Below are 13,576 nucleotides of genomic sequence, written 5' to 3'. Positions count from 1 at the left end.
TGTCGTTGCTCCTCAGGCCATGCCGTAGTTGTTGTCGAGAAGGTCGAAGAGCTCGTCCGCGGTGGCGCCGTCGATCCGGTCGCCGTCGTCGGCGGGATCGCTCGGTGCGGTGAAGCGGCGGACGAGGTTCGTCAGGCGCACGCCGATCTCCCGGCCGCCCGGCAGGTCCGGGTCGAGCCCTTCGAGGAGGGCTTCCAGCCGCTGGAGCTCGGCCAGTGCCTGGGCGCTCGCGGCCGTCCCGGAGAACAGCTCGTCGTACAGGACGTCCACCAGCGCCTCGGGGGTGGGGTGGTCGAAGACGACCGTGGCGCTGAGCGGGACGCCGGTGCTGGTCCGCAGTTGGTTGCGGAACTGGACGGCGAACATCGAGTCGAAGCCGCTGTCCGAGAAGGCCCGGTCGGGGCGCACGGCCTTGCGGTCGCTGTGTCCGAGGACCGCGGCGGCGTGACCGAGGACCAGGTCCAGCAGTTCCCGGCGCCGCGCCGGCTCGTCGAGCGGGGCGAGCCGGGCGGCCAGTTCGGCGGCGGGGGCGCCGTCGTCGGCCGGGGTCTCGCGCAGGGCCCGGGCGATCTCCGGTAGTTCCCGCATCAGGCCGAGGGCCCGGGTGCTGGGGATGGAGGCGATGATGCGGGTCAGGTCGACGTCCGCGATCACCTCGCCGGTCGCCTCGTGGTCCAACAGGTGCTGGAGCCGCGCGGTGACGGTGTCCGGGGCGAGCGGCCGGTCGGCGGCGGCGGCCCCCGGTTCCTGTCCGCCGACGGCGACCACGAGGGTGGGCAGCCCGCGGGCGCGGCGCTGCCCGGCGAGGGCGTCGAGGGTGGTGAGGGCGGCGGAGGCCGCGCCCCGGCGGGCCGCGCCCCACACCGCGTGCAGCGGGGTGAGGACCACCAGGGTGGCGTCCGGGGCGGCCAGCGAGTCCAGGTGGTGGACCGGGGCCACCGTGGTGCGGACGGCGGCGTCGAGTTCGTTCGCGGTCAGCGTGGCCAGGGCGGTGCCCGGCTCCCCCGCGGCGACCAGGTGCACGAGGGTCCCGGGGGCCTGCCCGTCCAGGGCGTCGAGCACGGCGGGGTCGGTGGCGGCGCGGTCGGTGACGGTGAGGTGCGCCCCCAGGTCGGCCAGTTCCCGGCGCAGCTCCCCGACCTCGGTGTCGTCGCTGCCGGTGGCGTCCGTGAGCAGCACGCGGGTGGCGCCGCCGCCGGCCAGCCACCGGGCGAGCCCTGCGGTGAGGGGGGTGAGCCCGCCCGTCACCAGTGCGGGGCGGCCCGCGGGTGTCCAGGTCCGTGGTGCCGGGGCCACCGGCTGGTCGGCGCGCACCAGGCGGCGGACGAACCGGCGCCCGTCCCGGAGGGCGATCTGGTCCTCGTCGTGTCCGCCGGCGAGCAGCGACGCGATCCGTTCGGCGAGGTCGTCGCCGGGTGCGGCGGGCAGGTCGAGCAGGCCGCCGAAGCGGGCCTCCTGTTCCAGCAGCAGGACTTGACCGAGGCCCCACAGACCGGCTTGGTCGGGGTGGGACGGCGGTTCGCCGCCGACGGTCACCGCCGAGGTGGTGACGCACCACAGCGGTGCGGTGCTGCCGACGGAGTCCAGTGCGCGCACCAGTTCCACGGTGGACACCAGTGCGGCGGGAGCCGTGGTGGGCTCCGTACCGGTGGTGTCCCCGCCCAGGGCGACCAGCGACACGATCCCGGTCGGCTGCCCCGCGCCGGCGAGGAGTTCGGCTCCGGCACGGTCCGTCCAGTCGAGGACGGTGGGCTGCGCGCCACCGAGCAGCAGCGCCCGTTCGCAGGCCGCGACCGCCGGGTGGTCCCGGGGCAGTCCTTCGGGGACGAGGAGCAGCCAGTTCCCGTCGAGCGGTGCTCCGGTGGTCTCCGGGGCCGGCTGCCAGCGGGTGCGGTAGGCGAGCCCGGGGCCGTCGGTCGACGCCGCCGGATCGCGCCGGCCCGGTGTGGGCAGCCAGTGGCGTTCGTGTTGGAAGGCGTAGGTCGGCAGCGGCACGGCCGTTCCGGGGGCGGCGACGGTGGGCACCCGCTCCCAGGACACGGCGGCGCCGTCGGTCCAGGCGTCGCCGAGGGCCGTCAGCAGCCGGGGCCAGCCGCCGTCGTCGCGGCGCAGCGTGCCGAGGGCGGTCACCGGGCGGCCCTGTTCCTCGGCACACCCGTCGATGCCCGCGGTGAGCACGGGGTGCGGGCTCACCTCGATGAAGCGGGTGAAGCCGTCGTCCAGCAGTCGTGCGGTGCTGCGGGCGAACTCGACCGTCTCGCGCAGGTTGCGGTACCAGTAGGCGGCGTCGAGCGTCTCGCCGTCGACGTACTCGCCGGTGACCGTCGAGTGGAGGGGTACCTCCGCGGGCCGGGGCCGCAGGTCGGCGAGTTCGGCCAGCAGTTCTTCGCGCACGGCGGCCACGTGGGGCGAGTGGGACGCGTAGTCGACGGGGAGCCGTCGGGTCCGCACGTCTTCGCGTGCGGCGGCGTCCGCCAGGGCCGTCAGCGACTCGGGGTCGCCGGCGACGGTCACCGCCGCCGGGCCGTTGACCGCGGCCACGCAGACCCGGTCGCCGTACGGGGCGAGCAGGTCCTCGACGCGGTCCCGGGGTGCGGCCAGCGACAGCATGGAGCCGGTGCCGTGCAGGGTGCGCAGCGCCCGGCTGCGCAGGGCGACGGTCGCCGCAGCGTCGTCGAGGGACAGGGCTCCGGCGACGCAGGCCGCGGCGATCTCGCCCTGGCTGTGGCCGATGACGGCGTCGGGTTCCACGCCGAGGGCGCGCCACTGTGCGGCGAGCGCCACCATCACGGCGAACAGGGCCGGTTGTACGACGTCGACCCGGTCCAGCGAGGCGGCGCCCGGCGCGGTGCGCAGGACGTCGGTCAGCGACCAGTCCACGTGCGGGGCTAGGGCCCGTTCGCAGTCGGCGATGCGCGCGGCGAACTCCGGTGCGGTGTCCAGCAGGTCGGCGGCCATCTCGGGCCATTGCGAGCCCTGGCCGGGGAAGACGAAGACGGTGCGGCTGGGTGAGGCGCTGCCGCGGGTGACTCCGGCGGCCAGTTGCCCGTCGGCGACGGCGGTGAGCGCCGCCCGGAGCGCGTCGTCCGTGGTGCCCACCAGGGCGGCGCGGACGGGGAACGCCGTCCGGGTGCGGGCCAGGTCCCGGGCCACGACACCGGCCGTGAGTTCGGGGTGCAGCGCCAGATGGGTGCGCAGCCGGGCGGCCTGGGCCCGTAGCGCGGGTGCGGTGCGCGCCGACAGCACCCACGGCACGGCGCCCGCGGGCGGTGCCCCGGTGGTCGTGGACGTCTCGGCCGGCGCTGCCTCTTCGAGGATGACGTGGGCGTTGGTGCCGCTCATGCCGAAGGCGGAGACTCCGGCGCGTCGCGGTCGGCCCTCGGTGGTCCAGGGCAGGGCCTCGGCGAGGAGGACGACCTCGCCGGCGGACCAGTCGACGCGGCTGCTGGGCTCGTCCGCGTGCAGGGTGCGGGGCAGCACGCCGTGCCGCAGGGCCTGGACGGTCTTGATGATGCCGGCGACACCGGCCGCGGCCTGGGTGTGCCCGATGTTGGACTTCAACGAGCCGAGCCGCAGCGGTCGGCCCTGCGGACGGTCCTGTCCGTACGTCACCAACAGGGCCTGGGCCTCGATCGGATCGCCCAGGACGGTGCCCGTTCCGTGCGCCTCGACCAGGTCCACTTCGGCGGCCTCGACGCCCGCGTTGGCCAGCGCCTGCCGGATCACCCGTTGCTGCGCCGGGCCGTTGGGCGCGGTCAGGCCGTTCGACGCGCCGTCCTGGTTGACGGCCGAGCCGCGGACCACGGCGAGCACCGGGTGTCCGTGGCGGCGGGCTTCGGACAGTCGCTCGACGACGAGCATGCCGACGCCCTCGCCCCAGCCGGTGCCGTCGGCGGTGTCGCCGAAGGCGCGGCAGCGGCCGTCGGGGGACAAGCCCCGCTGCCGGCTGAACTCGACGAAGACGTCGGGTCCTGCCATCACGGCGGCGCCGCCGACCAGGGCGAAGGAGCACTCCCCGCTGCGCAGCGCCTGTCCGGCGAGGTGCAGGGCGACCAGCGAGGAGGAGCAGGCGGTGTCCAGGGTGACGGCGGGTCCTTCGATCCCGAGGTGGTAGGCGATCCGTCCGGAGGCGACGCTGGAGACGTTGCCGGTGAGCAGGTGTCCCTCGACGTCGGTGCCTGCGGGGCCGGAGCCGTAGCCCTGTCCGGCGACGCCGACGAACACGCCGCCCGCGGTGCCCTTCACCCGGGTCGGGTCGATCCCGGCGCCTTCGAGTGCTTCCCAGGCGGCCTCCAACAGCAACCGGTGCTGCGGGTCCATGGCCAGGGCCTCGCGCGGGGAGATGCCGAAGAACTCCGCGTCGAAGTCGCCGGCCGTGTCGAGGAACCCGCCGCCGGTGGTGGAGAAGGTGCCGGGGTGCTCGGGGTCGGGGTCGTAGAGCGCGGCGAGGTCCCAGCCGCGGTCGGCCGGCATCGGGGCGATCGCGTCGGTCCCGTCGGTGACGAGTCGCCAGAGGTCGTCGGGTGAGCGGACCCCGCCCGGGAAGCGGCAGGCCATGGCGACGACGGCCAGGGGCTCCGCGCTGTCGCCGAGGTGGGCGACCGGTGCGTCGGGGGTCTCGTCCGCGCCGGTGAGCAGGGTGTGCAGGTACCGGGCGAGGGCGTCGGCGGTGGGGTGGTCGAAGACCAGGGTGGCGGGCAGCGACAGGCCGGTGGCCGCGACGAGCCGGTTGCGCAGGTCCACCGTGGTCAGCGAGTCGAACCCGAGTTCGCGCAGCGGCCGGTCGGGGTCGAGGGTGTGGCCGCTGTCGTGGCCGAGGGCGCGGGCGGCTTCGGCGACCACCGTGGCGTGCAGCAGGTCGAGCCGCGCGGTCCGCGGCAGTGCGGCGAAGCGGCGCCGCCACCCGGTGGTGGTGTCGTTCGCGGCGGGGGCTTCGGTGGTGGCCGCCTCCGGTATGCCGCGCAGCAGGGCGCTGGGGCGGGCCGCGGTGAACGGCGGTGCGAAGCGTTCCCAGGCGACGTCGGCGAGCACCACGCAGGTGTCGCCCCGGTCGACGGTGCGGCGCAGCGCGTCGAGGGCGGCGGCGGGTTCCAGTCCGCGCAGGCCGTGGGCCCGCAGACTGGTTCCGGCGTCGCCGTCGGCCATGCCGGTGCCCGCCCAGGGCCCCCAGGCGACGGAGGTGGCGGACAGGGCGCGGGCGCGGCGCCGGGCGGCGAGCGCGTCGAGGTGGGCGTTGGCGGCTGCGTAGCCGCTCTGCCCGCCGCTGCCCCAGACCCCGGCGATCGACGAGAACAGCACGAACGCGTCGAGCGGTTCGTCGGCGAACAGCGCGTCCAGGTGGGCGGCGCCGACCGCCTTCGCGGCGAGTTCGTCGTGCCACTGCTGCGGGGTGCAGTCTTCGATGCGGGTGGCGGTGACGGTGCCGGCGGCGTGGAACACGGCCCGCGGCAGGTCGTCGGCCGCGCGCAACCGGTCCAGCAACGAGCCGAGCGCGGCCCGGTCGGCGACGTCGCACGCTTCGACGGTGACGCGGGCTCCGAGCCGCCCGAGCTCCGTGACGAGGTCCCCGGCGCCGGGGGCGTCGGGCCCGCGGCGGCTGGTGAGGACGAGGTGTTCGGCGCCGTCCGCGGCGAGGGCCCGGGCCAGGTGCACGCCGATGCCGCCGGTGCCGCCGGTGATCAGGACGGTGCCCTTGGTGGCCCACCGGCTCGGGGACGGCTCCGGGGTGGGGACGTCGTGCACCAGGCGGCGGCCGTGGGCGCCGTCGGGGCGCAGCGCGATCTGGTCCTCGGTGCCGAAGGTGCCGGCCAGCGCGGCGGCGAGCTGTCGGGCGAGACCGTCATGGGGTGTGCCCGGGACGTCGACCAACCCGCCCCACCGTTCGGGCAGTTCCAGGGCCGCCACCCGGCCGAAGCCCCACACCTGCGCCTGCTCCGGGTCGGGCGGGCCGTCCTGGGCGACGCCCGAGGTCAGACACCACAGGGGGGCGGTGATCCGGGCCCGGCCGGTGTCCTGGACGAGTCGCAGGGTGGCGGTGAGCGGATCGTCGCCCAGGGCGAGCAGCGACAGCACGCCCGCCACGGCCGCTGCCCCGCCGAGTGCGTCGAGGCGGTCGGTGAGCGTCGCGGACCGCGCGGAACCGCTGCTCCACACGGTGACCTCGGCGCCGTACGCGGTCAGCGCCTCCCGGGCGGTCTCGGCGAGGGCGTCGGCGCCCTCGGCGGGGACGACGAGCAGCCACGGTCCGCCGAGCCGGGGCCGCAGCGCGGCGGTCAGGGGCTCCCAGGTGATGCGGTAGCGCCAGGCGTCGGCGGGATCGGCGGTGGTGCCGGGGCTCGCCGGCAGTTCGCGCGGCCAGAACCGCTGGTGCTCGAACGGGTACGTGGGCAGGTCGACGGGGTGCCCGGTGGGGTGCCAGGCGACGGGTGCGCCGCGGACCCACAGTGCGGCCAGCGCGGCGGTGACGGCCTGCGGCTCCGGTGCGTCCTGCGCGCCGAGCAGCGGCACCGCCGCGGGGGCGTCGGCCAGTGCGCCGGCGAGCAGGGTCGAGAGCACCCGGCCCGGCCCCACCTCGACGAAGGTGACGGCGCCCGCGGCGTGCAGACTCCGGGCGCCGTCGAGGAACCGCACGGTGCCGCTGACGTGGCGCACCCAGTAGTCGGCGGTCCGCAGGTCGTCGCCGGTGGCGAGTTCACCGGTCAGGTTGCTGACGACGGGCAGCCGGGGCGCGGCGTAGGTGACGGAGGCCGCGACCCTGCGGAAGGCGTCCAGCATCGGTGCCATCCGCGTGGAGTGGAACGCGTGGCTGACGTCCAGGCGCCGCACGCGGCGTCCCCGCCCGCGCAGTTGCCCGGCGACCGCCTCGACCGCCTCGGCCTCGCCGCTGAGCACCACGGCGGTGGGCCCGTTGACCGCCGCGACGGAGACGGTGTCCTCGGTGAGCAGGGCGCGGACCTCGTCCTCGCCGGCCTCCACCGCCACCATGACGCCGCCGTCGGGCAGTTCGTCCATCAGCCGACCGCGCGCCGCGACCAGGGCGCAGGCGTCGGTGAGGGAGAGCACCCCGGCGAGGTGCGCGGCGGTCAACTCGCCGACGGAGTGGCCGATGAGCAGGTCCGGCCGGACCCCGTGGTGGGCGAGGAGCCGGTGCAGGGCGACTCCGAGGGCGAACAGGGCGGGCTGGGTGTAGCGGGTGCGGTGCAGCAGCCCGGCGTACGGGCCGTCCCCGGTCGCGAACATGACGTCCCGCAGCGGCACGTCGACGTGCGGTGCGAAGTGGGCGAGCACCTCGTCGAGTGCGTCGGCGAACACGGGGTGGTGTCGGTGGAGTTCGGCGCCCGCTGCGGCGATCTGGCTGCCCTGGCCGGGGAAGAGGAACGCGGTCGCGCCCGTGGCGGCGGCCGTGCCGGTGATCAGGTGGTCGTCGGTTCCGGCGGCGGCGAGCGCGGCGAGGGCCTTGCGCATCGGCTCGTCGCCGGGCCGTAGCACCGCGGCCCGGTGCCGGAGTCCGGCGCGGCCGGTGGCCAGGGTGCGGGCCATGTCCGCCGCGGCCGTGGCCGGGTGCTCCTGTACGTGGGCGTCGAGCCGGGCGGCCTGGGCCGCCAGGGCGGGCCCGGTGGCGGCGGACAGGAGCAGCGGCGTCGGCAGCACCTCGTCGGCGGGCGGCTCGGTGCGGGCGGCGGGGGCCTCCTGGAGGACGACGTGGGCGTTGGTGCCGCTGATCCCGAAGGAGGACACCGCCGACCGGCGCGGACGTCCGGTCCCGGGCCACTCCCGTGCCCCGGTCGACAGCCGCGTGCCGCCCGCGGACCAGTCCACGTGCGGCGAGGGCTCGTCGGCGTGCAGGGTCCGGGGCAGCATGCCGTGCCGCATCGCGAGGACGAGCTTGATGACCCCGGCGACGCCCGCCGCGGCCTGGGTGTGCCCGATGTTGGACTTGACCGAGCCGAACCACAGGGGGTGTTCGGGATGCCGCCCTGAGCCGTAGACGGCCTGGAGCGCCTGCGCTTCGATGGGGTCGCCGAGGCTGGTGCCGGTGCCGTGGGCCTCCACGGCGTCGATGTCGGCGGGCGTGAGCGCGGCATCGGCGAGCGCGGCGCGGATCACCTGCTGTTGGGCGGCTCCGTTCGGGGCGGTCAGCCCGTTGCTGGCGCCGTCCTGGTTGACGGCCGTACCGCCGACCAGGGCGAGTACCCGGTGTCCCAGGCGACGGGCTGCGGAGAGTCGCTCCAGCAGCAGGACACCGGCGCCCTCGCCCCAGACGGTTCCGTCGGCGCCCGCCCCGAACGCCTTGCAACGCCCGTCGGGAGCGAGGCCGTTCTGTCGGCTGAACTCCACGAACAGGGTGGGGGTGCTCATGAGGGTGACGCCGCCGGCGAGCGCCTGTGTGCACTCGCCGCGGCGCAGCGACTGGACCGCGAGGTGCAGGCTCACCAGGGAGGCCGAGCAGGCGGTGTCGACGGTCATCGCGGGGCCCTCGACGCCGAGGGTGTAGGAGACGCGGCCGGACAGCACGCTGGCGGTGTTGCCGGTCAGGAAGTGTCCTTCGGTCTCCTCGGTCACCCCGGCGAGGCGGGCGGTGTAGTCCTGGCCGTTGGTGCCGACGAACACACCGACCGAACTGCCGCGCAGCGAAGCGGGATCGACGCCGGCGTGTTCGATCGCCTCCCAGGTGGTCTCCAGGAGCAGCCGCTGTTGCGGGTCCATGGCCAGGGCCTCGCGCGGGGAGATGCCGAAGAACGCGGCGTCGAATCCGGCGGCGTCGCGGAGGAATCCACCACGGCGGCTGTACGTCGTCCCGGGGCGCTGCCGGTCGGGGTCGTGGAGCCGGGCGGTGTCCCAGCCGCGGTCCTCGGGCCAGTCGGTCACCGCGTCGCGGCCCTCGCTGAGCAGCCGCCAGAGGGCGTCGGGCCCGTGCGCGCCGCCGGGGAAGCGGCAGCCGATGCCGACGATCGCGATCGGGTCGTCCGCGGCAGCGGACGCCGTCAGGGGCGTCGGGGCTACGGGTTCCGCCGTCGGGAGGTCGGCGTCGACGAGCAGGGTGACGAGGTGGGCGGCCAACGCCTGCGGGGTGGCGTGGTCGAAGAGCAGGGTGGTGGGCAGCCGCAGACCGGTGGCCTTGCCGATCCCGTTGCGCAGCTGAACGGCGTTGAGCGAGTCGAATCCCAGCTCGGTGAACGCACGGGTCTCCCGCACCTCGCTGTCCGGGGCGCGGCCCAGGACCCGACGGGCCAGGTCGCTCACCAGGACGGTGAGCGACCTCAGCCGTTCGGACGGGGACAGCGGGGCCAGCCGGCTCCGCAGGGAGGTGGTGTCCTGCGCCGGGTCACCGGGGGTGTTGACCCCGGGCAACGTGCTCAGCAGCGCGGTGCTGCGCACCCCGCCGACCTCGGCGAAGCGCGGCCAGTCCACGTCGGCGACGACGGCGTCCGCGGGGGCGCCGGCCAGCACCCGGCCCAGGGCGCGCAGCGCGGCTTCGGGAGCCATGGCGCGCACCCCGACGTCACCGAGGCGGTCCGCGTCGCGGCGGTTCACCATGCCCTCGCCGGCCCAGACGCCCCAGGCGACGGAGGTCGCCGGCAGCCCCGCGGCGCGGCGTCGCCCGGCGAGTGCGTCGAGCGCGGCGTTGGCGGCGGCGTAGTTGGCCTGGCCGGCGGCGCCGATGGTGCCGGTGAGCGAGGAGAAGAGGACGAACGCGGTGAGGTCGTGGCCGAGCGTCGCCTCGTGCAGGGCGTGCGCGGCGGTGTGCTTGACCCGGTACACGGAGGCCAGGCGGTCGGGGGTCAGCGCGTCGACGGTGCCGTCGTCGAGGACGCCCGCCGCGTGGAACACCGCGGTGAGCGGCTGCTCGGCCGGGACGGTGGCGAGCAGGGCGGCGATCTGGTCGGGGTCGCTGACGTCGCAGCGGGCCAGGGTGACCGCGGCGCCGGTGGCGGTGAGTTCCGCGCGCAGTTCGGGGGCGCCGGGGGCGCCGGGGCCGCGGCGGCTGACGAGCAGCAGATGGGGCACGCCCTCGGCGGCGAGGCGACGGGCGAGGTGCGCGCCGAGACCCCCGGTGCCGCCGGTGATCAAGGCCGTGCCGGTGGTGGGCCACTGCTCCCGTCGGGGGTCCGGCGGTGCGCTCCGCAGCCGCCGCCCGTAGGTGCCGGTGGGGCGGACGGCGACGTGGTCCTCGTCGCGGACCGTGGCCAGCACGGTTCTGACCCGTGCGGCGGCCCGGTCGTCCAGCTCGGCGGGCAGGTCGAGCAGGCCGCCCCAGCGGTCGGGGTGCTCCAGCGCGACGGTGCGGCAGAGTCCGGCGACGGCGGCGTGGACGGTCGGGCCGGGCTGCTCGCCGTACCCGACCGTGGCGGCCTCGCGGGTGACGCACCACAGCGGCGCGGTGATCGCGGCGTCGCCGAGGGCCTGGACGAGGGCGAGCGTCAGGGGCAGGGCTGCGGGCAGGCCGGGGTGCGCGGGGTGGTCGCGCCGCTCTTCGGCCAGCAGCGAGATCACTCCGGCGACGGCACGCTCCCCCACCGCCTGGCGCAGCAGGTCGGCGAGGGCCGCGCGGTCGTGGCCGGGATCGGTGACGTGGACGCGGATCAGGTCGAGGCCCACCGCGGTCAGCGGCCCGGCGAGCGCGTCCGGGGTGCCTTCGGTCGTCACCAGCAGCCAGGCGCCGGCCGCCGGTGCCTTCGCCTCCGGGGTCAGCGGCGCCCAGGCGATCTCGTGGCGCCAGGTCGCGGAGCGGTCGCTGCGCCAGGACGCCAGTGCCGGCAGCACCCGGCCGAGCACATCGGCGTCGACGTCGAGCAGTTCGGCGAGTTCGGGGAGCGGGCGGGTCTCCAGTTCGCGCCACAGGCCGTCCGCGGCGGGTTCGGGGAGCTCGGCGGGCTCGGGCCAGTAGCGGCGGCGTTGGAACGGGTAGGTCGGCAGGGCGACATGGCGCGTTGCGGGTCCGGCGGTCAGGGCCGTCCGGTCGACGGGCAGGCCGTGGGCCCATGCCTCGCCGAGGGCGTGCAGCATCCGGCGCATACCGCCGTCGTCGCGGCGCAGGGTGCCGAGGACGGTGGCCTCGATGTCCGCGGCCCGTACGGTGTCCTCGGTGCTCGTGGTGAGCACGGGATGCGGGCTGATCTCGATGAACGCGGTGTGCCCGGCTTCGGCGAGGGCGCGGACGGCCGGGGCGAAGGCGACGGTGCCGCGCAGGTTGCGGTACCAGTAGTCGGCGTCGAGTCCCGCGGTGTCGGTGAACGCCCCGTGCACCGTGGAGAAGAACGGCACCGCACCGCTGCGGGGGGTGATCCGGGCCAGCAGGTCCAGGAGTTCGGTCCGGATGCGCTCCACGTGCACCGAGTGCGAAGCGTAGTCCACCGGCACCGTCCGGGTGCGGACGCCGTCGGCGACGAGGTCCGCCACGAACGCGTCCAGGGCTTCCCGGTCGCCGGCCACCACGGTCGTTCCCGGGCCGTTGACGGCCGCCACGGACAGCCGTCCCGACCGGTCGCCGAGGAGTTCTTCGACCCGGTCCGCCGGCAGGGCGACCGAGGCCATGCCGCCCTCGCCGGCGAGCGCCCGCAGCGCCCGGCTGCGCAGCGCGACCACCTGCGCGCCGTCCTGGAGGGACAGGCCGCCCGCGACGACCGCGGCGGCGATCTCCCCCTGGGAGTGGCCGACCACCGCGGCGGGCTCGACGCCGCAGGAGCGCCACACCGCGGCCAGGGACACCATCACCGAGAACAGGGCGGGTTGCACCACGTCGACGCGGTCCCAGTCGTCGCCCCGGCGCACCAGCTCCGCCAACGACCAGTCCACGAACGGTGCCAGTGCCGCTTCGCACTCGGCCATCCGCTCCGCGAACACCGGTGATTCCGCGAGCAGTTCGCGAGCCATGCCCACCCACTGGGAGCCCTGGCCGGGGAAGACGAAGACGGCCGGACCGGTGCGGGCGACGCCTTCGGCGGTGTCCGGTCCTTCGGTGCCGGTGGCGAACCCGGCGAGGGCGGCCTCCAGTTCCTCGCCGGTACCGGTGACGACGGCACGGTGTTCCAGCGCGGCGCGGGTGGTGACCAGGGCACGGGCGAGGTCACCGTGGGCGGCCGACCCGTCGCGCAGCAGCGGCAGCAGTTGACGGGCTTGGTCGCGCAGGGCCTGCGGGGTGTGCGCGGACAGCAGCAGGGGCAGCGGCCCGTCCTGTGCCGGGGGCTGCTCGACGGGTGCTTCGGCCGCGGGTTCCTCGATGATGACGTGGGCATTGGTGCCGCTGATCCCGAACGACGAGATGCCGGCCCGCCGGGGGCGTTCGCCGCGCGGCCAGTCGACCGGTTCGGTCGCCAGCGCCACCGCTCCGGAGTCCCAGTCCACGAACGACGAGGGCTCGTCCACGTGCAAGGTCTTCGGCACCGTGCCGTGCCGCATCGCCTCGACGAGCTTGATGATGCTCGCCGCCCCCGCAGCGCCCTGGGTGTGACCGAGGTTGGACTTCACCGACCCCAGCCACAACGGCCGGCCCTCGGGACGGTCCTGCCCGTACGTCGCCAACAGGGCCTGCGCCTCGATCGGGTCACCCAACTTCGTCCCCGTACCGTGCCCCTCCACCACGTCCACATCAGCCGCCGACAGCCCCGCGTCCGCCAACGCCGCCCGGATCACCCGCTGCTGCGCCGGACCGTTCGGCGCCGTCAAACCGTTCGACGCACCGTCCTGATTCACCGCCGAACCCCGTACCACGGCCAGCACCGGATGCCCGTTCGCCAGCGCGTCCGACAGCTTCTCCACCACCAGCAGGCCGATGCCCTCCGACCAGCCGGTGCCGTCGGCTCCCGAGGCGTACGCCTTGCAGCGGCCGTCGGGGGCCAGTCCGCGCTGACGGCTGAAGCCCACGAACGAGACGGGGTTGGACATCACCGTGACGCCACCGGCGAGCGCGAGGCTGCACTCGCCCTTGCGCAGGGCCTGGGCGGCGAGGTGCAAGGCGACCAACGACGAGGAACAGGCGGTGTCCAGGGTGACCGCGGGACCCTCAAGACCGAGGGTGAACGCGACCCGGCCGGACAGCACGCTGGCGGCGCCGCCGACGAGGCGCTGACCGTCGATCCCGGCGAGGCCACCGGGGTGTTCGGGGCCCTGGTCGTGGAACATGGTGCCCGCGTAGACGCCGGTGCGTGATCCCCGCAACGCGTGCGGATCGATACCCGCACGCTCCACCGCCTCCCACGCCACCTCCAACATCAACCGCTGCTGCGGATCCATCGCCAACGCCTCACGCGGCGAAATACCAAAGAACTCCGCATCAAACTCCGCCGCACCATGCAAAAACCCACCCTCACGCACATACGACGTCCCCACACCATCCGGATCAGAATCAAACAACGACCCCAAATCCCAACCCCGATCCACCGGAAACCCAGAAACCCCATCCCCACCCGACACCACCAAATCCCACAAACCCTCAGGCGAAGACACACCCCCCGGCAAACGACACGCCATCCCCACAATCGCCACCGGCTCCCGCGCCGCCGCCACCAACTCCCGATTCACCCGACGCAAACGCGCCGACTCCTTCACCGCATCACGCAACGCCCCCACCAACTCA

1 protein-coding gene is annotated in these 13,576 nt (G+C 75.4%); it reads right to left on the bottom strand.

Features of this window, described 5'->3' with window-relative positions; genetic code table 11:
* Nucleotides 1–12: 12 nt before the first annotated feature.
* Nucleotides 13–13,569, bottom strand: coding sequence for a type I polyketide synthase (locus ACFWIA_RS01910; protein WP_386999487.1), 13,557 nt, complete (start codon nucleotides 13,567–13,569; stop codon nucleotides 13–15).
* Nucleotides 13,570–13,576: the final 7 nt, after the last annotated feature.

It is taken from the genome of Streptomyces sp. NPDC127068 (genome assembly GCF_042724695.1).
Lineage (GTDB): Bacteria > Actinomycetota > Actinomycetes > Streptomycetales > Streptomycetaceae > Streptomyces.
Note: the sequence above shows the minus strand (reverse complement) of the source record. Positions and strands in the feature narration are given on the sequence as shown.